This window comes from Microbacterium sp. (assembly GCF_047602155.1).
Taxonomy (GTDB): domain Bacteria; phylum Actinomycetota; class Actinomycetes; order Actinomycetales; family Microbacteriaceae; genus Microbacterium.
Window position 1 is genome coordinate 1158546 of record NZ_JASGHZ010000001.1, and the last position, 26843, is coordinate 1185388.

At 70.4% G+C, this 26843-nt stretch carries 22 protein-coding genes and 2 pseudogenes; 9 read left to right on the forward strand and 15 right to left on the reverse strand.

The features are described from left to right. Window position 1 precedes the first annotated feature (1 nt). The 6 genes from QM720_RS05520 to QM720_RS05545 form a co-directional block, all read right to left on the reverse strand. Window positions 2–1549, reverse strand: coding sequence for an aldehyde dehydrogenase family protein (locus QM720_RS05520; protein WP_415125147.1), 1548 nt, complete (start codon window positions 1547–1549; stop codon window positions 2–4). 114 nt (window positions 1550–1663) lie between these two features. Continuing rightward, on the reverse strand, window positions 1664–2986 hold the full coding sequence (locus QM720_RS05525; RefSeq protein WP_415125148.1) for a GAF domain-containing protein: 1323 nt from the start codon (window positions 2984–2986) through the stop codon (window positions 1664–1666). Between the two features lie 67 nt (window positions 2987–3053). Continuing rightward, complete coding sequence (gene malQ / locus QM720_RS05530) at window positions 3054–4634, reverse strand: 4-alpha-glucanotransferase (RefSeq protein ID WP_415125149.1); 1581 nt, start codon at window positions 4632–4634, stop codon at window positions 3054–3056. Further along, window positions 4520–5182 (reverse strand): hypothetical protein, encoded by a 663-nt coding sequence (locus QM720_RS05535; RefSeq protein WP_415125150.1) that lies wholly within the window; start codon window positions 5180–5182, stop codon window positions 4520–4522. The genes malQ and QM720_RS05535 overlap by 115 nt, the downstream gene beginning before the upstream one ends. Next, on the reverse strand, window positions 5179–6627 hold the full coding sequence (locus tag QM720_RS05540) for a CCA tRNA nucleotidyltransferase (RefSeq protein WP_415125151.1): 1449 nt from the start codon (window positions 6625–6627) through the stop codon (window positions 5179–5181). The genes QM720_RS05535 and QM720_RS05540 overlap by 4 nt, the downstream gene beginning before the upstream one ends. Window positions 6628–6840: 213 nt before the next feature. Next, window positions 6841–8415, reverse strand: a complete 1575-nt coding sequence (locus tag QM720_RS05545; protein WP_415125152.1) for a methyltransferase — start codon at window positions 8413–8415, stop codon at window positions 6841–6843. A gap of 118 nt (window positions 8416–8533) precedes the next feature. Here QM720_RS05545 and QM720_RS05550 point away from each other — a divergent pair, with 118 nt between their 5' ends. The 4 genes from QM720_RS05550 to trxA all read left to right on the forward strand — a co-directional run bounded on the left by QM720_RS05550 (window position 8534) and on the right by trxA (window position 13731). Next, window positions 8534–10603, forward strand: coding sequence for a DUF6049 family protein (locus QM720_RS05550; protein WP_415125153.1), 2070 nt, complete (start codon window positions 8534–8536; stop codon window positions 10601–10603). Next, window positions 10596–12206 carry a murein biosynthesis integral membrane protein MurJ gene (gene murJ, locus QM720_RS05555; protein ID WP_415125154.1) on the forward strand — a complete coding sequence of 537 codons (1611 nt, stop codon included), beginning with the start codon at window positions 10596–10598 and terminating at the stop codon, window positions 12204–12206. The genes QM720_RS05550 and murJ overlap by 8 nt, the downstream gene beginning before the upstream one ends. 140 nt (window positions 12207–12346) lie before the next feature. Beyond that, on the forward strand, window positions 12347–13324 hold the full coding sequence (gene trxB, locus QM720_RS05560) for a thioredoxin-disulfide reductase (RefSeq protein WP_415125155.1): 978 nt from the start codon (window positions 12347–12349) through the stop codon (window positions 13322–13324). Between the two features lie 83 nt (window positions 13325–13407). Further along, window positions 13408–13731: a thioredoxin gene (gene trxA / locus QM720_RS05565; RefSeq protein ID WP_415125156.1), complete on the forward strand. Its 324-nt coding sequence runs from the start codon at window positions 13408–13410 to the stop codon at window positions 13729–13731. A gap of 175 nt (window positions 13732–13906) precedes the next feature. Here trxA and QM720_RS05570 read toward each other — a convergent pair whose 3' ends face one another. The 9 genes and pseudogenes from QM720_RS05570 to rpmH all read right to left on the reverse strand — a co-directional run bounded on the left by QM720_RS05570 (window position 13907) and on the right by rpmH (window position 19632). After that, window positions 13907–14245: a tryptophan synthase subunit alpha gene (locus QM720_RS05570; protein WP_415125157.1), complete on the reverse strand. Its 339-nt coding sequence runs from the start codon at window positions 14243–14245 to the stop codon at window positions 13907–13909. Window positions 14246–14419: 174 nt separating this feature from the next. Beyond that, window positions 14420–15397: a ParB/RepB/Spo0J family partition protein gene (locus QM720_RS05575; protein ID WP_415125158.1), complete on the reverse strand. Its 978-nt coding sequence runs from the start codon at window positions 15395–15397 to the stop codon at window positions 14420–14422. Continuing rightward, on the reverse strand, window positions 15397–16326 hold the full coding sequence (locus QM720_RS05580) for a ParA family protein (RefSeq protein WP_415125159.1): 930 nt from the start codon (window positions 16324–16326) through the stop codon (window positions 15397–15399). Before QM720_RS05580 ends, QM720_RS05575 begins: the two co-directional genes overlap by 1 nt. 134 nt (window positions 16327–16460) lie before the next feature. Next, a pseudogene (gene rsmG / locus QM720_RS05585) lies at window positions 16461–17088 on the reverse strand (16S rRNA (guanine(527)-N(7))-methyltransferase RsmG). Between the two features lie 25 nt (window positions 17089–17113). Continuing rightward, complete coding sequence (locus tag QM720_RS05590) at window positions 17114–17617, reverse strand: protein jag (protein WP_415125160.1); 504 nt, start codon at window positions 17615–17617, stop codon at window positions 17114–17116. Then, window positions 17614–18738, reverse strand: coding sequence for a membrane protein insertase YidC (yidC, locus tag QM720_RS05595; RefSeq protein ID WP_415127825.1), 1125 nt, complete (start codon window positions 18736–18738; stop codon window positions 17614–17616). The genes QM720_RS05590 and yidC overlap by 4 nt, the downstream gene beginning before the upstream one ends. After that, window positions 18735–19106 carry a membrane protein insertion efficiency factor YidD gene (gene yidD, locus QM720_RS05600; RefSeq protein ID WP_415127827.1) on the reverse strand — a complete coding sequence of 124 codons (372 nt, stop codon included), beginning with the start codon at window positions 19104–19106 and terminating at the stop codon, window positions 18735–18737. Before yidD ends, yidC begins: the two co-directional genes overlap by 4 nt. Window positions 19107–19147: 41 nt before the next feature. Then, window positions 19148–19486, reverse strand: a complete 339-nt coding sequence (gene rnpA, locus QM720_RS05605) for a ribonuclease P protein component (RefSeq protein WP_415125161.1) — start codon at window positions 19484–19486, stop codon at window positions 19148–19150. An 8-nt stretch (window positions 19487–19494) separates the two neighbouring features. Next, complete coding sequence (gene rpmH, locus QM720_RS05610) at window positions 19495–19632, reverse strand: 50S ribosomal protein L34 (protein ID WP_415125162.1); 138 nt, start codon at window positions 19630–19632, stop codon at window positions 19495–19497. Window positions 19633–19939: 307 nt separating this feature from the next. Here rpmH and dnaA point away from each other — a divergent pair, with 307 nt between their 5' ends. The 5 genes and pseudogenes from dnaA to gyrB all read left to right on the forward strand — a co-directional run bounded on the left by dnaA (window position 19940) and on the right by gyrB (window position 26830). Continuing rightward, the gene (dnaA, locus tag QM720_RS05615; RefSeq protein WP_415125163.1) at window positions 19940–21388 is read left to right on the forward strand and encodes a chromosomal replication initiator protein DnaA; all 1449 of its coding nucleotides are present in this window, start codon (window positions 19940–19942) and stop codon (window positions 21386–21388) included. Between the two features lie 401 nt (window positions 21389–21789). Further along, window positions 21790–22932, forward strand: coding sequence for a DNA polymerase III subunit beta (dnaN, locus tag QM720_RS05620; RefSeq protein WP_415125164.1), 1143 nt, complete (start codon window positions 21790–21792; stop codon window positions 22930–22932). Between the two features lie 50 nt (window positions 22933–22982). Next, entirely contained in the window at window positions 22983–24164 is a 1182-nt protein-coding gene (gene recF, locus QM720_RS05625) for a DNA replication/repair protein RecF (protein WP_415125165.1), read from the forward strand. Further along, window positions 24157–24641: pseudogene (locus tag QM720_RS05630) on the forward strand (DUF721 domain-containing protein). Before recF ends, QM720_RS05630 begins: the two are co-directional and overlap by 8 nt. 146 nt (window positions 24642–24787) lie before the next feature. Further along, complete coding sequence (gene gyrB / locus QM720_RS05635) at window positions 24788–26830, forward strand: DNA topoisomerase (ATP-hydrolyzing) subunit B (protein ID WP_415125166.1); 2043 nt, start codon at window positions 24788–24790, stop codon at window positions 26828–26830. Window positions 26831–26843: the final 13 nt, after the last annotated feature.

The following is a 26843-nucleotide window of genomic DNA, read 5'->3' on the forward strand; positions in this document are numbered from 1 at the left end:
CTCAGAAGAAGCCCATCGCACCTTCGGCGTACGACACCAGCAGGTTCTTCGTCTGCTGGTAGTGGTCGAGCATCCTGAGGTGGTTCTCGCGCCCGATGCCCGACTGCTTGTATCCGCCGAACGCCGCGTGCGCGGGGTACTGATGGTACGTGTTGGTCCAGACGCGGCCCGCCTCGATCTGACGGCCCGCGCGGTAGGCGGTATCGAGGTTGCGGCTCCACACCCCGGCACCCAGGCCATAGAGGGTGTCGTTGGCGATCGAGATGGCATCGTCGAAGTCGTCGAAGCCCGTCACTGACACGACCGGCCCGAAGATCTCCTCCTGGAAGATCCGCATGTCGTTCGTGCCCTCGAACACCGTCGGGGTGATGTAGTAGCCCTCGCTGAGGTCGCCGCCGAGGTCGACGCGCTCACCACCGGTGAGCACCTTCGCACCCTGCGCCTTGCCGATCTCGATGTAGCTGAGGATCTTCTCCAGCTGATCGTTGGACGCCTGCGCGCCGATCATCGTCGCGGGGTCGAGCGGGTTGCCCTGCACGATCTTGCCAACGCGCTCGAGGCCGTCGGCCAGGAACGAGTCGTAGATCGACCGCTGGATGAGCGCGCGCGACGGGCACGTGCACACCTCGCCCTGGTTCAGGGCGAACATCGTGAACCCTTCCAAAGCCTTGTCGTAGAACGCGTCTCGGCTCGATGCGACGTCGGCGAAGAAGACGTTCGGGCTCTTGCCGCCGAGTTCGAGCGTGACCGGAATGAGATTCTGCGACGCGTACTGCATGATCAGGCGCCCCGTCGTCGTCTCGCCCGTGAACGCGACCTTGCGGATGCGCTTGTGCGATGCGAGCGGCGCACCGGCCTCGATGCCGAAGCCGTTGACGATGTTCACGACCCCGGGGGGGATCAGGTCGCCGATGATCTCGAACAGGAACAGGAGGGATGCCGGAGTCTGCTCGGCGGGCTTGATCACGACGCAGTTGCCGGCGGCGAGGGCGGGCGCGAGCTTCCACGTCGCCATCAGGATCGGGAAGTTCCACGGGATGATCTGGCCGACGACGCCCAGCGGCTCATGGAAATGGTACGCGACGGTATCGTCGTCGAGCTGGCTGATCGAGCCCTCCTGCGCGCGCAGCACCCCGGCGAAGTAGCGGAAGTGGTCGATCGCAAGCGGGATGTCGGCGGCCAGCGTCTCGCGCACCGGCTTGCCGTTCTCCCACGTCTCGGCGATGGCGATGCGCTCGAGGTTCGCCTCGATGCGGTCGGCGATCTTGTTGAGGATGACCGAACGCTCGGCGGCCGTGGTCTTCTTCCACGACGCAAAGGCCTTCCAGGCGACCTCGACGGCGCGGTCGATGTCTTCCACGGTGCCGCGCCCGACCTCGCAGAACGGCTTCCCGGTGACGGGGGTGATGTTCTCGAAGTACTGGCCCTTGACCGGTTCGACGAACTCACCACCGATGTAGTGGCCGTACCGGGGACGATAGTCGGCGATCGCGCCGGGCTGCCCGGGGGCGGTGTAAGCAGTTGAGACGCCCTCTTCGACAATGGTCATGTTGTCTCCTTCGACAGTGCATCAGTCGCGACGGCCCTGCCGCGCTGTGGTGACGAAGAAACTACGCCGCGCAACGTTGCATCCGGTTGCGAAGGGTTCCCGCGGCGAGACCTGTCAGGCCTCGAGCTTCTCGATCCGCGCGACCAGGCCCGCCCGCCGCGGCGAGCGCGGCGGCAGCATCTCCAGAGCCAACCGCAGCACCTGGGTGTCGTCAGAGCCATCGTCGGTGTCGGCGAATGCGAGCAACACCTCGACCGAGCCCTCGGCCAGCAGGGCGTCGCGCAGTGCCTGGCGCACCGATTCGCGGAACTCCTCGACCCCCGGCGCGACGGAGTCCGGCAGCACCCGGCCGCGGTAGGCGGTCAGCGCGACCCGGTGCGCTCCGCGGTCCAGAAGCGCCACGACCTGATGGGCATCGGTATGCAAGGGCGTGCTCAGCCGGTAGGGGCGCGTCGCGGGGACCAGTTGCGGCGCCACCCGCTCGAGCACCTTGCGCAGCCGAACCAGTTCCGCGCGCAGGGTGCCTTCGGCATCCTCGCCATAGACGAGCTGCCCGAGCCGCTGCGCCGACAGCCCCTGGCGATGCACCGCCAGCATCAGCAGGAGCTCGGCGTGCCGGGCTGACAGCTCGGTGACGGCCGCGCTGCCCGGCCCCGCGACCTCCAGCAGGGCGCGATCGCGGCCGAGCACCCGCAGCGTCGTGGCCGCCGCAGCGGCGTCGGGGGCTGCCCGCCGCGCCCGCCGCGGCGCCGGCGGTGCCGCGGCACGCGCGCGCAACCGGGCGACCAGCAGCTCTCCCTCCACGGCCCGCGCCGTAGCGTCCACGAGCAGCTGCGCCTGGGGCGTGGCCGCGTCGGCCCCGCCGGTCACATCGATCACGCCCAGCACACGGCGGGTCTCGGGGTCGTGCACCGGAGCCGCCGTGCACGACCACGGCTGCGCAAACCGGTTGAAGTGCTCCGCGCCGTGGATCTGTACCGACCTGCCGAGGGCAAGAGCCGTTCCGGGTGCGGCGGTGCCGACGGCAGCCTCGGACCAGTTCGTCCCCGCGATGAACCCCATGCGTCCGGCGAGCGTGCGGATGCTGCGATCGCCTTCGACCCAAAGCAGACGCCCGACGGCGTCGCCGACGGCGATGACGACACCCGATTCGGCGTCGGGTGTCAGTAGTTGGCGAATCATCCCCATCGCCTCCGCAAGCGGATGCGCCTTGCGGTACGCTTCGAGCTCCTCGTCAGTCAGCTCCGGCTGAGGCAACGCCTCGGCGCCCACGAGGTGTGCAAGCGATCGTCGCCATGAATCCTGCACGAGCGGACGGATCTGGCTGAGTCGCGGGTCGCGATCGTTCCCGCCGATCAGCTCTTCGTGCGCGCGCTCGATCAGCAACCGCGAGGTCTCGGGCGAGACTTCACGGCGCGTCGACCACGACGAGGGCACGGCGACCAGTGTAGAGGCGGGCGCGCGCGCTCAACAGTCTCCCTCACGGGACACTGCCACCGGTGCGCTACAGGGCGGCGTCGACGGCGTGGGTCAGCGCCACGAAACGGGGGTTCGCGGCGAGGTCGTCGAGCAGCACGGCCCGGCCGTCGGCGCCGGCGAGCGGGATCTGCCAGTTCGGGTACTCCTGGTCGGTGCCCGGCTGGTTCTGCGTGCGGCGCTCACCGACGGCATCGACGAGGGCGACCCCGAGCAGGCGCGAGGGGGATGCCGCGATCAGCACGTTCAGCGCCGCGATGACCTGCTCCTCGGTCGGGTCCTCGCCGATGAGGCCGCGCCGACGCAGCAGGGCGAGCATGGCGGCGCGCTCGGCGGCGGCATCCGCCAGCTCGTCCGCGACGGGGCGGGTCAAAAGGCCCAGCCGGGCGCGCAGGGCGACGTGCTCGTCGGCGAGGTATCCCGCCGTGGGCGGCAGGTCGTGCGTGTTGACCGTCGCGAGCAGGGCCTCGCGGTAGTGCTCGGGCGGGCGGAATCCGTCGCCCTCGCGCTCGAACCACAGCACGGACGTCCCCAGGATGCCGCGGTCGGCGAGATAGTCGCGCACCCACGGCTCGACGTTGCCGAGATCCTCGCCGATCAGCACGGCGCCGGCGCGCTGCGCCTCGAGCGTGAGCACGCCGATCATCGCCTCGTGGTCGTAGCGCACATAGGTGCCGGCCGCGGGGCTGAGCCCCTCGGGGATCCACCACAGCCGGAACAACCCGATGACGTGGTCGATGCGCAGCGCCCCCGCGTGGCGCAGCAGCGTGCGGAGCATGTCGCGCAGCGGCGCGTAGCCGGCCTCGGCGAGCGCGCCCGGCAGCCACGGCGGCTGGTTCCAGCTCTGACCGTGCTGGTTGTACATGTCCGCGGGCGCGCCCACCGACACCCCCTGCGCGTACAGCGCGCGCAGCGACCAGGCGTCCGACCCGAGCGGGTGCACGCCGACCGCCAGGTCGTGCATGATGCCGATCGCCATGCCCGAGGCCCGCGCCTCGGCCTGAGCGCGCTCGACCTGCTGGTCGGTGACCCACTGCAGCCACACGTGGAAGGCGACCCTGCGGGCCAGGCGCGCGCGCAGGTCGGCGACCAGCTCCGAGTCGATGTCCCACGCCTCGGCGGGGCGCTCGGCGCCGGCATAGTGCTCCTCGAGGGCGCACCACAGGGCGAAGTCCTGCAGCGGCTGCCCCTCGCGGGCGGCGAAGGCGGCGAGCTCGGCCTCGCGCCCCGCCGACCGCGGCATCATGAAGACGACGTCGAGGGCGCGGCGCTTGGCGGCCCACACGGCGTCGCGGTCGATGCGCGAGGGGTCGTCGTTGCTCTTGGCGACCGGGGCGCGCATGGCGTCGAGGGCGGCGCGGCTCGAGGCATCCAGATACGCCCACTCGCGGATGTCCTCGGGCCGCACGTACAGCGGCGCGAGGAAGCGGCGCGTCGCGGGCCGGTAGGGCGAGGCCTCGATGGGGCTCGCCACGTCCGCCGCGTGGATCGGGTTCACGAGCAGGAAATCGGCCCCGCGGGCTCCCGCGACGGCGGCGAGGTCGCCGAGGTCGGCGAAGTCGCCCATGCCCCACGAGGCCCGCGAGCGCACCGAGTACAGCTGCGCCATGAGTCCCCAGCCGCGTCCGGCCCGGGTCGGGGCGCCGGCAGGCGCTCGGGCGTGACGACGAGAGGGGCGGATGCCGTGCGGTCGGGCGCTCCGCCGCCGAACGGCACCTGGGTGGCCTGCACCGTGTGCCAGCCGAGCGGGAAGTCGGCCGGGATCGGCACCTCGACGCGCCAGTACAGCGCGCCGTCGACGGTGCGGGCGGCGGGCCGCTGCTCGGGGATCGGCAGCTCGCGCGCCCCGCCGTCTTCGAGCGCGACCGTCAGTCGCACGTCGTGCGCGTCGGCGACGGTGACCGGGAGCGTCCGGGCGCCCGGGCGCGTGACGAAGCTCGGCGGCAGCAGCGCGCGCCAGGGGCGCTCGTCGACCTCGTGCAGGGCGGCGCCGACGGCGGCATCCGTCGTCGCGTCGACGTGCATCGCCGCGAGCACGGCCCGGAGGGTCGAGGCGGGCACCGTCACCTGCTCGCCGAAGAACGACCAGTACTGCGTCGCGATGCCGTACGCCTCGGCCAGGTGGGCGAGCTCGGGGGTGGGCGCCTCGTCGGTCATGCGCCCATCCTGCCAGCCCACCAGTCGCGCAGGCGCTGCTCGGCCGCATCGGGGCCGACGACGCCCTCGTCGAGGCGCAGCTCGAGGAGGAACCGGTACGCCTCGCCCACCTCACGGCCCGGGCCGATGCCGAGCACCTCCTGGATGCGGTTGCCGTCGAGCTCGGGGCGCATCGCGTCGAGCTCCTCCTGTGCCGCGAGCTCCGCGATGCGGCGCTCGATGTCGTCGTAGGCGGCGGCCAGGCGCGCCGCCTTGCGGCGGTTGCGGGTCGTCACATCGGCCCGGGTGAGGATGTGCAGTCGCTCGAGCTGGTCGCCGGCATCCCGCACGTACCGGCGCACGGCAGAGTCGGTCCACGCGCCCTCGGCGTAGCCGAAGAAACGCAGATGCTGTTCGATGAGCTGGCAGACGGCATCCGTCGTCGCGGAGTCGAAGCGCAGGGCCTGCAGGCGCTTGCGCGCGAGACGCGCGCCCTTGACATCGTGGTGGTGGAAGCTCACGCCGCCGCCCGGCTCGAGCGTGCGGGTCGCGGGCTTGCCCACGTCGTGCAGCAGCGCGGCCAGGCGCAGGGTGACGTCGGGGGGCGCGCCCCGGTGGCGCCGGTGCTCCAGCTCGATCGCCTGCTGCAGCACCGTCAGCGAGTGCTCGTAGACGTCTTTGTGGTGATGGTGCTCGTCCACTTCGAGCCGCAGCGCGGGAACCTCGGGGAGGATCTCGCCCATGAGGCCGGTGTCGACGAGGATCCGGATGCCGGAACCCGGGTCATCGGTCGCCAGCAGCTTGACGAGCTCGGCCTGCACCCGCTCGGGGCTCACGATGCGGATCGTCTCGCGCAGTCGCGCCATCGACTCCAGCGTCGCGGGCGCCACCTGAAAGCCGAGCTGGCTGGCGAAGCGGGCGGCGCGCAGCATCCGCAACGGATCGTCGCCGAAGCTCACGTCGGGGTCGCCGGGAGTGCGCAGCACCCCCGCGACGAGGTCTTCGACCCCTCCGGTCGGGTCGACCAGCGCCGGGATCGGCAGCCGCAGCGCCATCGCGCCGACCGTGAAGTCGCGGCGGACGAGGTCGCCGTCGAGGCTGTCGCCGAACTCGACGGTCGGCTTGCGTGTGCGGCCGTCGTAGCTGTCGGCGCGATAGGTCGTGATCTCGACCTGCTCGGAGGTTCCGGAAGGCCCCGCGATCTTCGCCCCGATCGTGCCGAAGGCGCGGCCGATGTCCCACGTCGCCTTCGCGAGCGGCTTCACGATGCGCAGGATGTCGTCGGGCCGCGCGTTCGTCGTCAGGTCGAGATCGTTGGTGGGCCGGCCCAGCAGCGCGTCGCGCACCGGGCCGCCGACGATGGCCAGCTCGAAGCCCTCCCGCGCGAACGCCGCGCCCAGGGTCGCCATGATCGGCGAGGTCGCGAGAGTCCCCAGCCGATCGAGACCTTCGGCCATGTTGAGCATGCGTCGAGCCTACTTGGCGGGTAGTGCCCGCCGACGCCGGGCGGGGCCGGCATCCCCTTCACATGGCAGTCGTAGCGGGATCCCCCGCACGGAAACCACAACAACCGCCACCCCTTCGAGCGCACACGCGCCCGCATCCCCTTCGCATGGCAGTCATTGCAGGGTCCCCGCGCGGAAGCCACAACAACCGCCACCCCTTCGAGCGACGCCGGATCAGCGCGCCGCGCGCGCGAACCCGAGGAACCCGGTGAAGGCGAGCTCACGCACGCGCGGGAGCAGGTCGGCGCGCAGGGCGTCGGCATCCACGTCGAGCAGGTCGGCGATGGCCGCGACGAGCTGGCCGACGGTCAGTTCGCCGTCCGAGGCACCGACGAGCGCCGCCAGAGCCGGGTCGACCTCGATCGTGCGGGCGAACCCGCCGCCCTGACGCAGTTCGATAACGCTCGGCCCCTCGGCGCCGGGCAGATGATGCCGGGCCTCGGTGACGTCGTCGGCGACCACGAACCTCTCGGCGGCGAGCGCATCGTCATCCACCGCGGCGAGCCGATCCGCGACGGCGAGCGCCCGCGCGAGGTGCGCCCCCAACCCCGGCGCTCCCGGCCCGCCCGGCAGCGGCTGCGTCACCCGCTCGTACCGCGACAGCACCGGCACGCCCGCCACCCGCCGCAGCAGCAGATACCCGAACCCGATCGCGGTCACCCCGCGAGCGGCGAAATCAGCGAGCCACGCGTCGATGAGCGCCGCGTACTCGGGGGATCCGGGCGTCGTGCCGCCGTCGCGCACCCACAGCTCGGCGTAGGCGAGCGGGTCGAGGTTCTCCCGCTCGACGACCCAGGCATCCATCGGCACGGGCGATGCTTCCACCCACGACCGCACCCGCGCCAGCCCGTCGGCCCCGTCGCGGTACTCCCAGTTGCCGAGCAGCTGCGCCACGCCGCCGGGCGCCAGTGCCGCTGCGACCCCCGACACGAACGCGGCGACGAGGTCGTCGCCGGCGAATCCGGCGTCGCGGTACTCGTACTCCGGCACTCCCGCCGCCCGCGGCGTGATGACGAACGGCGGATTCGACACGACCCGGTCGAACTCCTCGCCCGCGACCGGCTCGAACAGGCTTCCGCGCCGCGTCTCGACGGTGACGTCGTTCAACAGGGCGTTCAGCCGGGTGAAGGCGAGGGCGCGCTGCGACACGTCGGTCGCGACGACGGATGCCGACCCGCTCGCGAGCGCCCGCAGTGCCTGGATGCCGCAGCCGCAGCCGACGTCCAGCACGCGGCCGGCGGGCGTCGGCAGCTGCAGGCCGGCGAGGGTCAGCGACGCCCCGCCGACTCCCAGCACGTGATCGGTGGGCAGCGCGCCGGAGCGGTCACCCAGGCGCAGGGCGGTCTCGTCGAGGTCGCTCGCGATCCACCAGCAGCCGCTGCCGTTCTCGCCCGCGAAGCCCTGCGGACGCAGCAGCGCGAGCGGGGTGACGGTGCCGTCGTCGACGGCCGCCAGGCCGAGCGCCGCCAGGCCCGCCGCGCCGAGGCTCGGCAGCGCACGATCCAGGTCGGCGCGCGGGGTGCGGGCGCCGAGGAACAGCGCGCGGGCGAGCACGGCGAGGGCGTCGCTGCGGCCGGCGAGCGCCGTGAGGGCGGGGCCGGTCAGCCCCCGCCCGACGGCGTCGTCGGCCACCGCGCCCCACGCGCCGCGCACGCCCTCCGCGGTGTACCCGGCGCTCGACAGGTCGGCGCGCAGCGCGCGGGCCCGCGCCGGATCGGGGGTGGCGGTGGGAGCATTCACGGCATCCATCCTCGCCCAACCGCCCGCAATCGACGCGCGCGCGGCCCGTCTCGGCGGGCGTTCAGCGCCGTGACCCTAGAATCGCACCTGACGTGCGGCACGCATCGCACAGGAGTCGATTCCCGCCATGACCTTGAGTTCGTCCGCCGCCCGCACCGCGCGCGCCCTGACCGTCGCGGTCGCGCTGCTCGTCGGGCTGCTGGCGACGACGCCAGCGATGGCGGGCGCCGCGGCCGCAGCGGCCACGACCGACGGCGCCCCCGTGACGCAGCCGTTGAGCTTCGCGATGAGCCCGGGCGGAGGCGGCATCCTCACGGCCGGAACCCCGCTGACCGTCACGATCGCCGTCGCGAACCCGAACGACTGGACGGTCGCCGGCGGCACCGTGCACCTCGCCCTCTCGCGCACCGCGCTCACCTCCGACGCCGCCGTCGCCGCGTGGCTGGAGAACCCGACGGCCGGCGAGCAGGAGCTGGCCCAGCTCGACCTGGCGGGAATCGCGGCTCACGGCGCGAGCACGACCACCACCACGATTGACACGACCTCTCTCGCCGACCTGACACCCGGCGTGTACCCGCTCAGTGCGACCTCCGCGCCGACCGGCGCCGTGACCGGCAGCGTGCTCGTGGTCCCGGATGCCGCCACCACCGCGGTCGCCGTCGTCGTCCCGATCACGGCTCCGGCGCTGACCGCGGGGCTGCTCACCGCCGACCAGCTCGCGACGCTCACCGCTCCCGGCGGCGACCTGCGCGAGCAGCTCGACGCCGTCACCGGAACCCCCGCGATCCTCGCGGTGGACCCCGCGATCCCCGCGGCGATCCGGGTGCTGGGCACGACCGCTCCGGCGTCGGCCCAGCAGTGGCTGGCCGACCTGCTCGCCCTGCCGAACTCGCGCTTCGCACTGCAGTTCGGCGACGCCGACCTCGCGACGCAGGTCGCGGCCGGCCTCACCACGCCGCTGACCGTGCCGACGCTGTCGCCGTTGCTGTCCGACACCGGCTTCGCGTCGGCGACGAACGCCCCCGACGGCGACGACGCGGCCCTGCCGACGCTCGAAGAGCTGACCGACATCGGCGGATTCCCCGCCGCCGGCGGCATCCTGTGGCCCGCGACGGGCAGCTCCGACGCGGCCACGGTCGCAGCTCTCGGCGCACTGACGACCGACGACGCCCCGTCGGTGACGCTCGTCGCCTCCAGCACCGTCACGCCCGCGACCCCGACGACGCCCCGCGCCGCCGCGGGCGACGCCCAGCTGCTCGTCTACGACGCGGAGGTCTCCGCGGCCCTGCGCCGCGCCTCGACCGCGACCGACGCCGTGACGCAGGATGCCGCGCTGGCCGCGGCATCCGCCTACACCTCCCTCGCCTCGGCGAACGCCTCGACGCTGCTCGTGACGATCGACCGCGGGACGGGGCGGTCGGCCTCGGCGATCCGTGCCGCCATCGACGCCGCCACGGCTCTCGCCAGCCACCCCGAACCCGGCCTCGGCCCCCTCCTGGCGGCGACGGCGAGCACCGTCACCGTGACGGATGCCGCGAGCACCGACCCCGCACGCGCGGCCGCGCTGACGACGCTGCTCGACGACGAGTCGACCCTCACCGCCTTCGCCACGATCCTCGACGACCCCGCCGTGCTCACCGCCCGTGAGCGCGCCGAGGTGCTGCAGCTGATCGGCGCCGCGTGGCTCGACGACGCGACGGGCTTCACGACGGCGGTCTCCGACCACCGCGCCGCGACGGTGACGACCCTCGACGCCGTCGGCCTCGTCCCCCCCAGCGGCATCACGCTGCTGGCATCGAGCGCGCCGCTGACCTTCAGCATCCGCAACGACCTGCCCTGGCCGGTGTCGCTCGTGCTCATCACGACGCCCGGCGACCCGCGCCTGATCGTCCAGAACACGACGCCGGTCGAGGCCGGGGCGGCACAGAACACGCGAGTGCAGGTTCCCGTCGAGGCCCGCGTCGGCAGCGGCGAGTCGGCTCTGCGCCTGCAGCTGCGCAGCCCCACGATGGTCGCGATCGGCCCCTCGACGCCCGTGCACGTCGCCGTGCGGGCGGAGTGGGAGTCGGTCGGGATCATCGTGGTGGTCGTGCTCCTGGCCGGCATGATCGTGCTCGGCGCCGTGCGCACCGTGCTGCGCCGGCGCCGCAGACGGAGGGATGCCGGGCAGGCCGACGAGGAGCACTCCGATGGCTAGCCTCGGCCGGGCGAGCGCCCTCATCGGCGCCGGCACGCTGTTCTCGCGGCTGACCGGGCTGCTGCGCTCGATCGTGCTGGTCGCCGTGCTCGGCTCGTACATGAGCCGCGCCGCCGACGCGTTCGCCGTCGCGGCGATGCTGCCCACCAACGTCTACGAACTGCTCGCGGCGGGAGTGATCACGGGCATCATCGTGCCGCAGATCGTGAAGGCCGCCGCGCACAGCGACGGCGGCTCGCGCTACGTGTCGAAGCTGCTGACGCTCGGCACGGTGCTGCTGGTCGTGGCGACCGCCGTCGTCATCGCGATCGCACCCCTGCTGATCTGGCTGTACGCGCCGAACTTCACGGCCGATCAGCGCGCCCTCACGCTGGCGTTCGCGTACTGGGTGCTGCCGCAACTGCTCTTCTACGGCGTGTTCGCGCTGCTGGGCGAAGTGCTCAACGCCCGCAAGGTGTTCGGCCCGTACAGTTGGGCGCCGACGATCAACAACCTCGTCTCGATCGCCGGGTTCGGGGTGTTCCTCGCGGTGTTCGGCGGCCCGCACACCGCGGTCGGCGCGTGGGATGCCGGCATGGTGGCGCTCCTCGGCGGCACCGCGACGGCGGGCATCGCGCTGCAGTCGGTGCTGCTGCTGTTCTTCTGGAAGCGCACGGGGCTGCACGTGCGCCCCGACTTCGGCTGGCGCGGCATGGGACTGCGGCACATCGGCACGCTCGCGTGGTGGACGTTCCTCGCCGTCGTCGTGGGCCAGGTCGCCGGGATCGTGCAGTCGCAGGTGGTGTCGGCGGCATCCGGCGAGGCGGGCATGGCGGTCATGGTCTACGCGTGGCTCGTGTTCATGCTGCCGCACTCGATCGTGGCGATGTCGATCTCGACGACGTACTTCACGCGCCTGGCCGAAGAGGTCGCCGCGGGGCGGATGGATGCCGTCGGCCCCAACCTCGACGAGTCGATCCGGGCGCTGAGCGTGTTCGCGTTCGGGTTCACGGCGGCGCTGGCGGCGGCATCCGTCCCGGTGTCGCGCGTGTTCACGAACAGCGCCGACGGCGCCGTCGCGATGGCGTGGGTGCTGTGCGCGTACCTGCTCGCGCTCGTGCCGTTCGGGGTTCTCGTGATCGTGCGGCGCGGGTTCTTCGCCTTCCAGGACACGCGGCTGCCGTTCGTGTTCTCGTTCGTGCAGGCGGCGCTGGCCGCGGCGGGCGCGGGCCTGGCGGCGGGGGCCGTCGCCGCCGGGCTGCTGCCCCTCGCGTTCCTGGCCGCCGCCGTCGCGCTGGCGCAGTCGCTGTCGACGTTCGTGCAGCTGCCCGTCGCGCTGCGGCTGCTGCGGCGGCACACCGACACGCGGGCGCTGCGTCCGACCTGGCGGGCGCTCGGCCGGTTCGGGATCGCGGCGGTGCCCGCCTTTGCGGCGGGATGGGTGCTGTTCCTGCTGCTCGGCGGGGCGAGCGGGTGGACGGCCTCCGACCGGCTGCTGGGCGCCGTCGGCGGGGCGCTCGTCGGCGGGGTCGCCCTCGTCGTCTACGTCGCCGTGCTGGCGCTGCTGCGCGCGCCCGAGCTGGGCGTCGCGACCCGCGCCGTGCGGCGGCTGCTGGGGCGCTGACGCCGCACGCTCGCCCTTCTCCGCGGGATGCCGGCGACCCGTGCGGCCGTGCTGCCTCCCGCGGCGCGGAATGCGCCGCGGCTACCATGGGTTGAATGCGCTGGAGCCCGCGAACGGGTCCACGCCGGAAAGGATTGCACGTGCGACAGGTCATCATCATCGGGTCGGGGCCGGCGGGGTTCACCGCCGCGATCTACGCGGCGCGGGCGAACCTGAAGCCGCTGCTGATGGCCAGCTCGGTGGAGACCGGCGGCGAGCTGATGAACACCACCGAGGTGGAGAACTTCCCCGGGTTCCCCGAGGGCATCATGGGGCCCGACCTCATGACGAAGATGCAGGAGCAGGCCGAGAGGTTCGGCACCGAGGTGCTGTACGACGATGTCGTCGGGCTCGACCTGTCGGGCGACGTCAAGACCGTGACGATGGGCAGCGGCGCGGTGCACGAGGCCGAGGCCGTCGTGTTCGCGACCGGGTCGGCGCCGCGCAAGCTGGGCCTGCCCGGCGAGTCGCGGCTGTCGGGCCACGGAGTGTCGTACTGCGCCACGTGCGACGGGTTCTTCTTCCGCGAGCAGGTCATCGCGGTGGTCGGCGGCGGCGACTCGGCGCTGGAGGAGGCGACCTTCCTCACGAAGTTCGCGTCGAAGGTGTACGTCATCCACCGCCGCGACGAGTTGCGCGCGTCGAAGATCATGCAAGATCGCGCGTTCGCGAACGAGAAGATCGAGTTCGTGTGGAACAGCGAGGTCGCCGACATTCTCGGCGACGACGCCGTGACCGGCATCGTGCTGACCTCGACGGTCGACGGCTCGACCCGGGAACTGCCGCTGACCGGTGTTTTTGTCGCGATCGGCAACGACCCGCGTACGCATCTCGTGCACGGTCAGCTCGACCTCACGCCGCAGGGCACCGTGTGGGTCGACGGCCGGTCGTCGCGCACGTCGGCATCCGGCGTGTTCGCCGCGGGCGACGTCGTCGACCCGACCTACCGTCAGGCGGTCACCGCCGCCGGCTCGGGGACCGTCGCCGCCCTCGACGTCGAGCACTACCTGGCCGCACGGGGCGACGCCGGCGCTCCCACCGCGGATGCCGGGGAGATCGACGGGCGTACCGCCGCCTGAGCAGCCTGGTGGGGAACAACGGCGGCATCCGTCGCGTTGATGCCCAGTGACCACGCACCGAGGTGCGAACGAAGGAGAAGGACATGACCGCCAAGGCCACGAGCGAAGCCACCTGGCAGCAGGACGTCATCGACGCCGAAGGCCCCGTGCTGGTGGACTTCTGGGCCGCCTGGTGCGGTCCGTGCCGCATGGTTGGACCGATCCTCGACGAGATCCAGTCCGAGCACGGCGACAAGCTCACCGTGCTGAAGCTCAACGTCGACGAGAACCCGCACCTCGCGATGGAGTACCAGATCACGTCGATCCCGGCGATGAAGGTGTTCCAGGGCGGCAAGGTCGAGACGACGATCGTCGGCGCGAAGCCCAAGTTCGCGCTCGAGCAGGATCTCGCCGCCTACCTTCGCTGACCCGCTTCGGTCGCGCCTCGTTCGGTCGCGGCCCCCTTCGGCGACCCCGTTTGGGCACCGCGTTCGGCCACCTCCTTCGGCCACCGCGCTCGGCCACCCCGTTCGGTCGCGGCATTCTGCGGGTGCGCGCGACGAAGACCCGCAGATCGCCGCGACCGAACCGGTCCCGGCGACGCTATGACGCCTCGGCACGGATCGACGCGTCCCAGCGGCGGTGCGGCTCGCTGCCCAGCAGCCGCCACACGGCCCGCGTGAGCGGCGGATAGTCGAACGCGATCTGCCGCAGCACCCGGTAGTTCCGTGCCGCCGTGGGCCGGATGCCACCGTCGGCGGCGATGTTCTCGGCGCGGAGGGTCAGAACCACGAGTTCATCGACCGACGGCAGGTCTTCCATGAAGTCCCACGGGTCTTCACCGTCGCGCACGCGCTCCTCGATGAGCACCGACAGCTCGTCGGTCGCCTCGGCGCGCAGCAGTTCGAGGCTGGCGCGGCGCGGGAGCGAACGGTCGGTCACCCGTCCAGCCTACGACGCGGCGCCCCTGCATCCTCCCGGCATCCCCTTCACCGAAAACAGGAGATCGTTCCAAAACAGGAAGGATGCCGCCGGTTTCGTCCTGTTCTCGCCGAATCTCCTGTTTTCGATCACGCCATCCGGATGCCGAAGGCCACACCCGGGAGGCCGCGCGGGTCAGCGCGCGCCGTACTCGGTCTCGCCGAGCTCCGCGAGGATGCGGTTCAGATCCTGGATGGTGGCGAAATCTATATTGATCTGGCCTTTTCTTGCCGTCAGAGAGATGCGGACCTTGGTGTTGAGGCGGTCGCCGAGCCGCTCGGCGACGTCATCGAGGTGCGCCCGGCGCGCGCCCGCCTTCGGCGCCACCCGGATCGGAGCCGCGACGCCCTTGGCCGCGGCCTCCGCCGCGCGCACCGAGAGATCTTCGTTGACGATCTTGTCGGCGAGCCGCTGCATCGCCGCCTCATCGTCGAGGGACAGGATCGCACGGGCGTGACCGGCGCTCAGCACGCCCGCCGCGACCCGCTGCTGCACCGGCACGGGCAGCTTCAGCAGCCGGATCGTGTTGCTGATCTGCGGCCGGGAGCGACCGAGCCGGCCGGCGAGCTCTTCCTGGGTGATGCCGAAGTCCTCCAGCAGCTGCAGGTACGCCGACGCCTCTTCCAGGGGGTTCAGCTGGGAGCGGTGCAGGTTCTCCAGGAGCGCGTCGCGCAGCAGGTTCTCGTCGGCGGTGTCGCGCACGATCGCCGGGATCGAGGTGAGGCCCGCTTCGCGCGAGGCGCGCGTGCGGCGCTCCCCCATGACGAGCTCATAGGCACCATCCTCGTTGGTGCGCACGACGACCGGTTGCAGCACGCCGAACTCGCGCACGCTGTGCACCAGCTCTGCGAGGTCGTCCGGGTCGAAGTTGGTGCGGGGCTGACGCGGGTTCGGGACGATCTCGTTCGGGTCGAGGTGGACGAGGCGCGTGCCCGGGATGGCCAGCAGCCCGGAGGCCTCGTCTGGGGAGCCGCCGGCATCCGTCGCGAGCTCGGGAACGACCGCCGTCGAGGACGCACCCGGGAAGAACACGTCGACGGGACGCGCCTGCGCGCTCTCGGTCGTCGGGATGAGCGCGCCGATGCCGCGCCCCAGTCCAGTCCGCTTCGCCATCAGGATGTCCCCTCGTTCTGTGCCTTCTGCTGCTCGCGCCGCACGATCTCCACCGCCGCCTCGCGGTACGACACCGCGCCGACCGAGTTCCCGTCGTACGCGATCACGGTCTGGCCGAAGCTCGGCGCCTCCGACACGCGCACCGAGCGCGGTATGACGGTCTGCAGCACCTCGTTCGGGAAGTGCGTGCGCACTTCGTCGGCGACCTGCTGCGCGAGGCGCGTGCGACCGTCGTACATCGTCAGGAGGATGGTCGACAGGTGCAGCGAGGGATTCAGGTGCTTCTGGATCATCCGGATGCTGCCGAGCAGCTGGCTGAGACCCTCCAGCGCGTAATACTCGCACTGGATGGGGATGAGCAGCTCACTGGCCGCCGTGAACGCGTTGATCGTGAGCAGGCCGAGCGACGGCGGGCAGTCGATGAGGACGAAATCGGGACGTTCGTCGACGGTGGCGAGGTAGTCGTCCAGCGCTGTGCGGAGGCGATGCTCGCGGGCGACCTGCGAGACGAGCTCGATCTCCGCGCCCGCGAGATGGATCGTGCTGGGCGCGCAGAGCAGGTTCGGCGACTCGGGGCTCGTCTGGACGATGTCGGCGAGCGGGAACTCGTCGATCAGGACGTCGTAGACGCTCGGGATGTCGGCCGTGTGCGGCACGCCCAGGGCCGTCGAGGCGTTTCCTTGCGGATCGAGGTCGATCACGAGGACGCGGGCGCCCACCGACGCCAGCGCCGCGGCGAGGTTGACGGTCGTCGTGGTCTTGCCGACTCCGCCCTTCTGGTTCGAGACCGTCAGGACGCGGGTGCCGCCGTGGAACTGCAGCCGGACGGCCTCGAGCGCCCTGCGCCGCGAGGTCAGATCGGCCAGTTCGCGCGCGATCGGGCTGTCGTAGAGGGAGGACGGTGCGGTCGCATTGTCCGATTCCGTCACCGTCAACTCCTGTCTTCGCGGGCCTCTTCACTGTAGTCGACGCGGCGGGCCCGTCCGTCATCGCCTCCGTTTCACGTGAAACGGAGGTGGTTCCCCACCCTCACCCCGCGGTGCGTTTCACGTGAAACGGACACTCACCCACCGACGGTGGCGCGGAAGACGCGGGTGGGCTCGTCGATGATGCCCTCGCCGACGACCTGGACCCGCACGTCGGTGAGCCGGTGCCTGCGGATCACCTTCTCCGCCGGGGCGATCTCGTTCTCGACGTTGGCGCCCTTGAGGAGGATCAGCTCCCCCGGGACGCACAAGGGGAGCGGTCAGCGGAATCAGCGTCCGCAGCGCGCTGACGGCGCGGGCGGTCACGGCATCCAGCACGCGCCCCTGCTTCCACTCCTCGCCGCGCGCGCGTACGACCTCGACGTTGTCGAGGCCCAGTGCATCCTGCTGCTCGCGCAGCCACGCCACCCGCCGCTCCATCGGCTCGATGAGCACCCAGTGCACGTCCGGCCGCGCGATCGCCAGCACCAGCCCGGGAAGCCCCGCACCGGAGCCGACGTCGCCGACACGTCCCGTCGGAAAGAGGGGAGCGGCGATCGCGGAATTGAGGATGTGCCGGTTCCACAGCCGAGCCGCCTCCAGCGGCCCGATGAGCCCGCGCTCCTCACCGTGTGCACCCAGAGCGGTCGCGAACCGGCGCGCCAGTTCGAGACGGCCGCCGAACACGGCGGCCGCCGACGCGGGTTCCGGTTCGATCTCGATCATCGATGTTTCACGTGAAACGTGCGCGTCACGCGCGACGGATGACGGTGTGCCGGTCGACGCCATCGCCGTACGACTCCGAGACCAGGCCACGTTCGGCCACGATGTCGTGCACCAGCTTGCGCTCGTAGCTCGACATCGCCGGCAGCGATGCCTGCGAACCACCCTCGTCCAGCCGTGCGATCGCCCGGTCCACCAGCTTCTCCAACTGCCGCTGGCGCGCGTCGCGCGATCCACCGACATCCAGGATCAGCCGCGAGAACCGACCGGTCTTCGTCTGCACCGCGATGCGTGTGAGCTCCTGCAGCGCCTGCACCGTCTCGGGGTCGGCCAGCAGACGCAGGGACTCGTCATCCTCGTTCTCCACCGACACGTACGCCCGGCCGCTGCGCACGTCGAGGGCGAGGTCGCCGTCGATGTCGGCGATGTCGAGCAGACCCTCGAGGTAGTCGGCCGCGACATCGCCTTCCTGCTCCAACTGCTCCACCGTCGCCGGGGTGTGTGCGCTCGCGTGCTCGTCAGTGGTGCTCATGATGTTCCTCCGGGCTTGGTGCTGCCGGCATCCGGCTTCGAACCATCGGCATTGTTGCCGTCGGGCTTGTTCTGCTGCGCCTGCTTCTTCGAGCGCTGCTTGCCCATCGGCTGCTGGCGCTTGGGGGCTTCCGCCTTGACCTTCTGCGCCTCTTCGTACAGGCGCTGCTGCTCGGCCTGGTACTTCTCCAGCGGCACGATCTTGCCGTGCGAGTCGAGCGCCTTACCCTTGCGGGCCAGCCGCTCTTCGCGGGCCTTCGCCGCATCGGAGCCCGGCGTGGGCAGGTTCCGGATGACGAGGAACTGCTGCACCATCGTCCAGATGTTGCTCGTGAACCAGTAGAGCACGACGCCCAACGGGAAGAAGACGCCGGAGAAGACGAACGCGAAGGGCAGCACGTACAGCATGATCTTCTGCATTTGGTACGCCTGGCCGGTCTTGGCCTCGGGGGAGAGGTTCTTCGAGATGATCTGCAGCTGGGTGAAGAACTGCGACGCGATCATGAGGACCACGAGGATGACGAGGATGACGACCGTCGCCGTCTGGCCCGCGTTGATCGCCGAGATCATGTCGGTGTGCAGCGGCGCCACGCCGAAGAGCTGGGCGTCGTAGAACTGCTTCGTGAGGTCGGCGTTCAGCGGGCCCACGCCGCCGGTGCCGGCCTCGGCGTGCTTCTTGACGTCGCTGAGCGTGTAGAACATGCCGAGGAGGATGGGCATCTGCACGAGAAGCGGAAGACAGCTCGACACGGGCGTCGTGCCGTGCTTCTTGTACAGCGCCATCGTCTCGCGGCTCATGGCCTCGCGCGACAGCTGATCCTTCTTGCCGCGGTACTTCTCCTGCACTTTTCGCAGTTCAGGAGCAATTTCCATCATCTTCCGCTGGCTCTTGATCTGCCGCACGAACAGCGGGATCAGGGCGCTGCGCACGACGATCACGAGGCCGATGATCGACAGCACCCACGTGAGACCGGCGTCGGCCTCGAGGCCCACCGAGGTGAACAGCCAGTGCCAGAAGACGAGGATCGCCTCGACGAGCCACTTGAACGGCCACATGATGGTGCTGAAGAAGTCGAAGCCACCGCCGGCAGCGGGCGTGGAGGTCGCGGCGAGATGGTTCAGCGTCGCGGTGAAGAGATCCGGCACGGATCAGTCCTTTCTGGGCGACGCGGGAGAACCGCGCCGTCGTTCGGAGGCACGACGAACCCGTGCCGGGTGAGTTCATGGCGGAAGTCCCGATGGGCGGGCACGTCGTCGATGCCGCCCCGCGCCCACGGGTGGCAGCGCCCCAGCCGGGCTGCGGTCAGCGCCGACCCCTTCAGCAGTCCGTGCTGCTGCACGGCGCCGACGGCGTAGGCGGAGCACGACGGATAGAACTTGCAGACATCGCCGTAGGTGTGCGAGATCGTCGCGCGGTAGCCGTGCAGCACCGCGAGCCCCGCGTTGCGCGGCAGGAGGGGGAGAGCCGCGAGAACCGCGGATGCCGACATCCGACCGGTGCCGTAGGCGTACGACGGCAGGGCGGTGGCGCTCACGCGGCGGCCCGCCGTTCGAGGCAGCGCGTGACCTCGATGCGCAGCTGTGCGTAGTCGGCGGATGCCGCCGACGGCAGCGCCCGGATGACGACATCGGCGCCGCGACGCACGTCCGGCAGCGCCGCGGCGCACACGGCCTTGAGCCTGCGGCGCACGGTGTTGCGGGTCACGGCGGTTCCCACTTGCTTGCTGACGATGAATCCGAACCGTGCGGGACGGTCTTCGGAGGTAGTGACGACGTACGTCACGGTGTGCGCACCGGCACAGCGGCCACCCCCGCGGACGACGGCCTTGTACTCCGCCCCGCGGGTGATGCGTTGAGCCCGCGCCAGCACCGGAGGGATCAGGCGGACAGCGTGGTGCGGCCCTTGGCGCGGCGCGCCGAGAGGATGCCGCGGCCGGCGCGCGTGCGCATGCGGGCGCGGAAGCCGTGCTTCTTGGCGCGGCGGCGGTTGTTGGGCTGGAACGTGCGCTTGCTCATGAAGATCACTCCGGATCGGCGGTCACCGGAAGGCTCTGGACCGGAGACACAGGGGACGTGGGACTGCCCGTACGGGCATAAGTCAACCGACTAAGGCTACGTCGTCGCGAGAGAGAACTCAAACCGGGCGAGTTCGACGGGACATTATCCACCGACCGAAGATCGCGTCTGGTGAAGACACGCGGGGCGGTTCTACAGTGGATTTTGCTCTCACCGGGGTCGCTGGATAGCGTGACCCGGGAAGTTATCCACAGGTGCGAGCCCGCCGCGGCGCGCGCCGCGGCACCCACCACGAGCAGGGGAGAGCATGTCCGATCACGAAGTTCCGGATGTCCCCGTCTGGACCGCCGTGCTGGGCGAGCTCGCCGTCGACGATCGCGTCACCCCGCAACTGCACGGATTCCTCAACCTCGCCGTCGCCCAGGGCGTCATGGGCGGAACGCTCTATCTCGACGTCCCGAACGACCTCACCGCGGCACAGCTGAACAAGCGGCTGCGCGCGCCGATCATGGAAGCGCTCGCGCGCGTGGACGCCGAGCCGGCGGCATCGGCCTTCCGCGTCGTCGTCAACCCCGAGCTCGCCGACGCGCAGCTGACGGCACCGATCCCGGAGCAGCAGCCATCCCTGGGCACCGCGAACCTGGGCACCGCGAACCGGCCGACCGGCAACGAGTACCCCGAGACGCCGCCGGTCCAGCCGACGCACAGCGACACCCGGCGCAACGACACCCGCCTGAACCCGAAGTACAACTTCGACAGCTTCGTCATCGGGCAGTCCAACCGCTTCGCCCACGCCGCGGCCGTCGCCGTCGCCGAGGCACCCGCGAAGGCCTACAACCCGCTGTTCATCTACGGCGACTCCGGCCTCGGCAAGACCCACCTGCTGCACGCGATCGGCAATTACGCGATCGACCTGTTCCCCGGCATCCGGGTGCGGTACGTCTCCAGCGAAGAGTTCACGAACGACTTCATCAACTCGATCGCGAACAACCGCGGCTCGGCGTTCCAGGCGCGCTACCGCGACGTCGACATCCTCCTCATCGACGACATCCAGTTCCTGCAGGGCAAGGCCGAGACGCAGGAGGCGTTCTTCCACACCTTCAACACGCTGCACGATCACGACAAGCAGGTCGTGATCACGAGTGATGTGCCGCCGCGACACCTCACCGGCTTCGAAGACCGGATGCGCAGCCGCTTCGAGTGGGGCCTCATCACCGACGTCCAGGCTCCCGACCTCGAGACCCGCATCGCGATCCTGCGCAAGAAGGCGCAGTCCGAGCGCCTGCTCGTGCCCGACGATGTGCTCGAGTTCATCGCGACGAAGGTCTCCAGCAACATCCGTGAGCTCGAGGGCGCCCTCATCCGCGTCTCGGCGTTCGCGAGCCTGAACCGGTCGAACCTCGACACCGCCCTCGCCCAGACGGTGCTGCGCGACATCGTCGACACGGATGCCGCGAACGCCGTCTCGCCCACCGACATCATCACGGCGACCGCGCAGTACTTCCGGCTGTCGGTCGACGACCTCTACGGATCGAGCCGGTCGCAGTCGGTCGCCACGGCCCGCCAGATCGCGATGTATCTGTGCCGCGAGCGCACGAGCCTGTCACTGCCGAAGATCGGTCAGCTGTTCGGAAATCGCGATCACACCACCGTGATGTACGCCTACCGCAAGATCAGCGACCTCATGAAAGAGCGCCGCTCGATCTACAACCAGGTCTCCGAGATCACAACGCAGCTCGGCCGCGCCGGCCGCTGACCCGGCCCTCCCGGGTCGAGACGGCGGCGATATATGCCGTCACCGTCTCTTGACAGTTTTCACACGCGACGACAATATGCGCGTTCTGCACAGTGTGGACAGCCTGTGGATAACTACATGCCGCTGCGGGGAGTGCTGTGAACAGATCGAGGGATGCTGTGGACCGGCACACGTCGACCGGGGTGGCGATCCGGGAGTTGTCGGGGCGGCATCCGCAGCCCGCTCACAACTTACACGCGTGTGGTTTCGGCTCGCCGACTGGCATCGCCGAAACTGTCCACAGTTTCCACAGCGGTTAACACCATGACAGAGACCTCTCCATTGCAGAACCCGTTCGATCACCTCTACGAGGCCGAGGGCACTAACATGGGAAAGCCCAGCCAGACGTCAAGGGAGCGACAGTGAAGTTCCACGTGAACCGCGATGTGTTCAGCGAGGCGGTGTCGTTCGTCGTCAAGCTCCTGCCGCAGCGCAATCCGCAGCCGATTCTCGCCGGTGTGCTGATTGAGGCATCCGACGAGGGACTGTCGCTGGCCGCGTTCGACTACGAGGCGTCGGCACGCACGACGATCGAGGCGACCGTCGACGAGCCCGGCACGATCCTCGTGCACGGCCGCCTCCTGTCCGAGATCGCCAGCCGGCTGCCGAACGCCCCGATCCAGATCGAGGTCGGCGAGGACGACGGCATCGTGCTCAGCTGCGGTTCGGCGCGCTTCACCCTCGCGTCGATGCCGGTTCAGGAATATCCCGCCATCCCCGAGGTCACCGGCGACTCCGGGCTCGTCCCGGCCGAGGAGTTCGCCACCGCGATCGCGCAGGTCGCCTTCGCCGCGTCGCGCGACGACGTCACCCCCGTGCTCACCGGCGTGCAGCTGGAAGTCGCCGGTACCGAGCTCAGTCTCGTCGCGACCGACCGCTACCGCGTCGCACTGCGCGAGGTCGCCTTCGACGGCGGCACCGTCGGCGGCACGGAATCGACCACGGCCCTGGTTCCCGCGCGCACCCTCACCGAGGTGGGCAAGACCTTCGCGCACTCCGGCGACATCCAGATCTCGTTCTCGGGATCGGGCGACCGCGAGATCATCGCGTTCACGGCCGGCAACAAGACCGTCACGTCGCTGCTCATCAAGGGCAACTTCCCGCCGGTGCGGCGCCTGTTCCCCGAACAGACCGACCACTACGCCGTCGTGAACACGGCCGACCTCACCGAGGCCGTGCGTCGTGTCGCGCTCGTGCTCGACCGTTCCGCGCCGCTGCGCTTCACGTTCACCGAAGACGGCGTCTCGATGGATGCCTCCGGCACCGAGCAGGCCCGCGCCACCGAATCGGTGGATGCGACCCTCGCCGGCGAGGACGTCACCCTCGGGCTGAACCCGCAGTACCTGCTCGAGGCGCTCGGCGCCGTCAAGAGCGAGTTCGCGCGCATCACCTTCACCTCGAGCGACAACGCGAACAAGCTGAGCCCCGTGCTCATCACCGCGCAGACCTCGGGCGGGCCGGAGAGCTTCAAGTACCTGCTGCAGCCCAACCTGCTCCTGCGCTGAGCGATGTCCCTGTACTGAACAATGTCACCGTGCCCGAATAGGGTGATCTGGTGATCGTGGAGCAGCTCAGTCTCGTCGACTTCCGCAACTATGCGGCCGCCGACGTGGCTCTGGGTGCCGGCGCGAACGTGTTCGTCGGCCGCAACGGTCAGGGCAAGACGAACCTCGCCGAGGCGATCGGCTACTTCGCGACCCTCGGCTCGCATCGCGTCTCGCAGGATGCGCCGATGGTGCGCGACGGGAGGGATGCCGCCGTCATCCGCATGCGACTGGCCTACGGCGAGCGACGGGTGCTGCTGGAGACCCAGCTCAACCGCTCCGGCAGCAACAAGGCGCGGGTCAACGGCGCGGCCGTGAAGCCGGCCGAGCTTGTGCGCTATGCCCAGGTGGTGCTGTTCGCCCCGGAGGATCTACAGATCGTCCGCTCCGACCCGTCGGCGCGCCGCCGATTCGCCGATCAGCTGCTCATCCAGCGCGCGCCGCGCATGGCGGGGGTGCTCGCCGACTACGAGCGCGTGCTCAAGCAGCGCACGACCCTGCTGAAGTCGGCGCGGCAGCGCGGCATCCGCGGCGAAGAGCTCACGACCCTCGACGTCTGGGACGACAAGCTCGTCGAGCTCGGCACCCAGGTGATCCGCGCACGGCTTGCCCTCGCCGACGACCTGGCCGGTCCCGTGGCACAGGCGTACGCCGCGATCGCCGGCGAGGATCACCGCCCCGAACTGCAGTGGATGCTCTCGATCGGCGGTGGCGACCCCGAAGAGGGCGAGGTCGCCGAGACGACTCCTCCCGCGGCCGACATCGCGGCGCAGTTCCGGCAGGCGCTGGCGGCCAGGCGCACGGCCGAGCTCGAGCGCGGACTCACCCTCGTCGGTCCCCACCGCGACGATCTGCTGCTGCGCGTGCGGGGTCTTCCGGTCAAGGGCTACGCGTCGCACGGCGAATCCTGGTCGACGGCGCTCGCGCTGCGGCTCGCGTCGGCCGAGCTGCTGCGGGCGCAGTCGCAGCTCGGCGACCCGGTGCTCATCCTCGACGACGTCTTCGCCGAGCTCGACGCCGACCGTCGTGCGCGGCTGGCTGGGATGGTCGCAGGCTTCGAGCAGGTCATCGTGACGGCCGCGGTGGAACAAGACGTGCCGCCGGCGCTGCGCGCCCGCACCGTCCGGGTCGTCGCCGGCACGATCGTCGGCGCTGCGCCGACCTCGCAGGTTTCGGAGGCCCGCGATGACTGACCACGTGCCCGAGACCGTCGCCACCTACCTGCGGCTGCGCGGGCTGCAGCCGTCGGCGCGCGCGGCGCGCAAGCGCCGGAGGCAGTCGGCCGACGACGAGGACAAGCAGCCGTTCGCCCCGGGCCGCGACCCGAGAGGCGTCGGCGACGTGCTCGCCGACCTCACCCGGCAGTCGGGCTGGGACTCGCTGCTCGCGCGCGAAGACCTCGTGCTGCAGTGGACCGATGTCACCGGCGCGGAGACGGCGCGGCACGCGCATCCGGTCGCGCTCTCCGACGGATTGCTGACGGTGCAGTGCGACTCGACGGCGTGGGCGAAGAACCTGCAGCTCATGCGGGCCGAGATCGTCACGCAGCTGATGCGCCGGTTCCCGGATGCCGGGGTCCAGAACGTCCGATTCATCGGGCCGGACGTCCCCTCCTGGAAATGGGCCCCAGAGCCGTTCCAGGGCGCGGTCCTCGCGATACCTACGGATAACCGAGCTCCCGTGGCATCCGAAACGGTTTCACGGCGCCACAGGGCCGCAGAACGCGCAGGATGCCGTCCGCAGGCGATAGACTGGAGCGGCCCCTGAGCGTCGCCTCAGGCTCCCGCACACCACACCTCCGGAGCACACGAAACCAATGACGTCCGATACCTCAGACCTCGTTCCCGAAGAGGCTCCCGCGAAGCACTCACCCAAGGTCGAGAACGAGTACGGGGCCGACGCCATCCAGGTGCTCGAAGGCCTCGAGGCGGTGCGCAAGCGCCCCGGCATGTACATCGGGTCCACCGGTGAGCGGGGGCTGCATCACCTCGTCTACGAGATCGTCGACAACGCGGTCGACGAAGCTCTCGCCGGGTACTGCGACACGATCGACGTGACGATCCTCGACGACGGCGCCATCCGCATCGTCGACAACGGCCGCGGCATCCCGGTCGATCCGCACGCCTCCGACCCGAGCAAGTCGACCGTGGAGGTCGTGCTCACGGTGCTGCACGCGGGCGGCAAGTTCGGCGGCGGCGGGTACGCCGTCTCGGGCGGTCTGCACGGCGTCGGCTCGTCGGTCGTCAACGCCCTGTCGACCCGCTTCGACGTCGAGATCCGCCGGCAGGGGTTCGTCTGGCGGCAGTCGTTCGCCGACGGCGGCAAGCCGCAGGGCCCGCTCGTCCAGGGCGAGGCGAGCGACGAGACCGGCACGATCGTGACGTTCTGGCCCGACGACTCGATCTTCGAGACCGTCCACTTCGACTACGACACGCTGCGCACCCGCTTCCAGCAGCAGGCCTTCCTCAACAAGGGGCTGCGCATCATGCTCAGCGACCAGCGCCCGGACTCGGCCTACGTCGCCGACGGCCCCGACGGGACCGCGGTCGACACGCAGCCGCACGACGACTTCCTCTACGAGCGCGGCCTCGTCGACTACGTCGAATACCTCAACAGGGTGCGCAAGGCCGACGTCGTCAACGAGGACATCATCGAGGTCGAGTCGGAGGACACCGACCGCCACATCTCGCTCGAGCTGGCGATGCAGTGGACGACGGGATACACCGAGAACGTCTTCACCTTCGCGAACACGATCAACACGCACGAGGGCGGCACGCACGAAGAGGGGTTCCGCGCCGCGCTGACGACACTCGTGAACAAGTACGCGCGCGCGAACAACCTGCTCAAGGAGAAGGACGACAACCTCTCCGGCGACGACGTGCGCGAGGGCCTGACCGCCGTCATCTCGGTGAAGCTGTCGGAGCCGCAGTTCGAGGGCCAGACGAAGACCAAGCTCGGCAACACCGAGGCGAAGGCGTTCGTGCAGAAGATCGTCGGCGACCAGCTCGCCGACTGGCTCGACCGCAACCCCGCCCAGGCCAAGCGCGTCATCACGAAGGCGATCGAGGCGGCGACCGCCCGCATGGCGGCGCGCAAGGCGCGCGAGACCGCGCGCCGCAAGAGCGTGTTCGAGTCGGCATCCATGCCCGAGAAGCTCAAGGACTGCACGAGCAAGGATCCCTCGATCAGCGAGATCTTCCTCGTCGAGGGTGACTCGGCCGGAGGCTCGGCCGTGTCGGGACGCGACCCCGAGCGGCAGGCGATCCTGTCGCTGCGCGGCAAGATCCTCAACGTCGAGAAGGCGCGGCTCGACCGGGCTCTCGGCAACAACGAGATCCAGGCGATGATCCAGGCGTTCGGCACCGGCATCGGCGAGGATTTCGACGTCGCCAAGGCGAGGTACCACAAGATCGTGCTCATGGCCGATGCCGACGTCGACGGCCAGCACATCACGACGCTCCTGCTCACGCTGCTGTTCCGCTACATGCGCGGACTCATCGAGGCCGGCTACGTCTATCTCGCGCAGCCGCCGCTGTACCGGCTGAAGTGGTCGAACTCGCCGCACGAGTACGTCTACAGCGACCGCGAGCGCGACGCCCTGCTGACGGCGGGGCTCGCGGAGGGCAAGCGCATCCCCAAAGACAGCGGCGTGCAGCGCTACAAGGGCCTCGGTGAGATGAACGCCAAGGAGCTGTGGGAGACGACGATGGACGTCGAGACCCGCACGCTCAAGCAGGTGACGATCGAGGATGCCGCGGCCGCCGACGAGATCTTCTCCGTGCTGATGGGCGAAGACGTCGAGTCCCGGCGCAACTTCATCCAGCGCAACGCCAAAGACGTCCGGTTCCTGGACATCTGACCCGCACGACAGA

Excerpts from the sequence above, each read along its gene's own strand:
- QM720_RS05575 (WP_415125158.1), bottom strand. The coding sequence starts at position 15,397 with ATGGCGAAGCGGACTGGACTGGGGCGCGGCATCGGCGCGCTCATCCCG.
- yidD (WP_415127827.1), bottom strand. The coding sequence starts at position 19,106 with ATGTCGGCATCCGCGGTTCTCGCGGCTCTCCCCCTCCTGCCGCGCAAC.
- QM720_RS05520 (WP_415125147.1), bottom strand. The coding sequence starts at position 1,549 with ATGACCATTGTCGAAGAGGGCGTCTCAACTGCTTACACCGCCCCCGGG.
- QM720_RS05590 (WP_415125160.1), bottom strand. The coding sequence starts at position 17,617 with ATGAGCACCACTGACGAGCACGCGAGCGCACACACCCCGGCGACGGTG.
- QM720_RS05540 (WP_415125151.1), bottom strand. The coding sequence starts at position 6,627 with ATGCTCAACATGGCCGAAGGTCTCGATCGGCTGGGGACTCTCGCGACC.
- trxA (WP_415125156.1), top strand. The coding sequence starts at position 13,408 with ATGACCGCCAAGGCCACGAGCGAAGCCACCTGGCAGCAGGACGTCATC.
- QM720_RS05535 (WP_415125150.1), bottom strand. The coding sequence starts at position 5,182 with ATGACCGACGAGGCGCCCACCCCCGAGCTCGCCCACCTGGCCGAGGCG.
- gyrB (WP_415125166.1), top strand. The coding sequence starts at position 24,788 with ATGACGTCCGATACCTCAGACCTCGTTCCCGAAGAGGCTCCCGCGAAG.
- malQ (WP_415125149.1), bottom strand. The coding sequence starts at position 4,634 with ATGGCGCAGCTGTACTCGGTGCGCTCGCGGGCCTCGTGGGGCATGGGC.
- QM720_RS05550 (WP_415125153.1), top strand. The coding sequence starts at position 8,534 with ATGACCTTGAGTTCGTCCGCCGCCCGCACCGCGCGCGCCCTGACCGTC.
- rpmH (WP_415125162.1), bottom strand. The coding sequence starts at position 19,632 with ATGAGCAAGCGCACGTTCCAGCCCAACAACCGCCGCCGCGCCAAGAAG.
- murJ (WP_415125154.1), top strand. The coding sequence starts at position 10,596 with ATGGCTAGCCTCGGCCGGGCGAGCGCCCTCATCGGCGCCGGCACGCTG.
- QM720_RS05545 (WP_415125152.1), bottom strand. The coding sequence starts at position 8,415 with ATGGATGCCGTGAATGCTCCCACCGCCACCCCCGATCCGGCGCGGGCC.
- dnaA (WP_415125163.1), top strand. The coding sequence starts at position 19,940 with ATGTCCGATCACGAAGTTCCGGATGTCCCCGTCTGGACCGCCGTGCTG.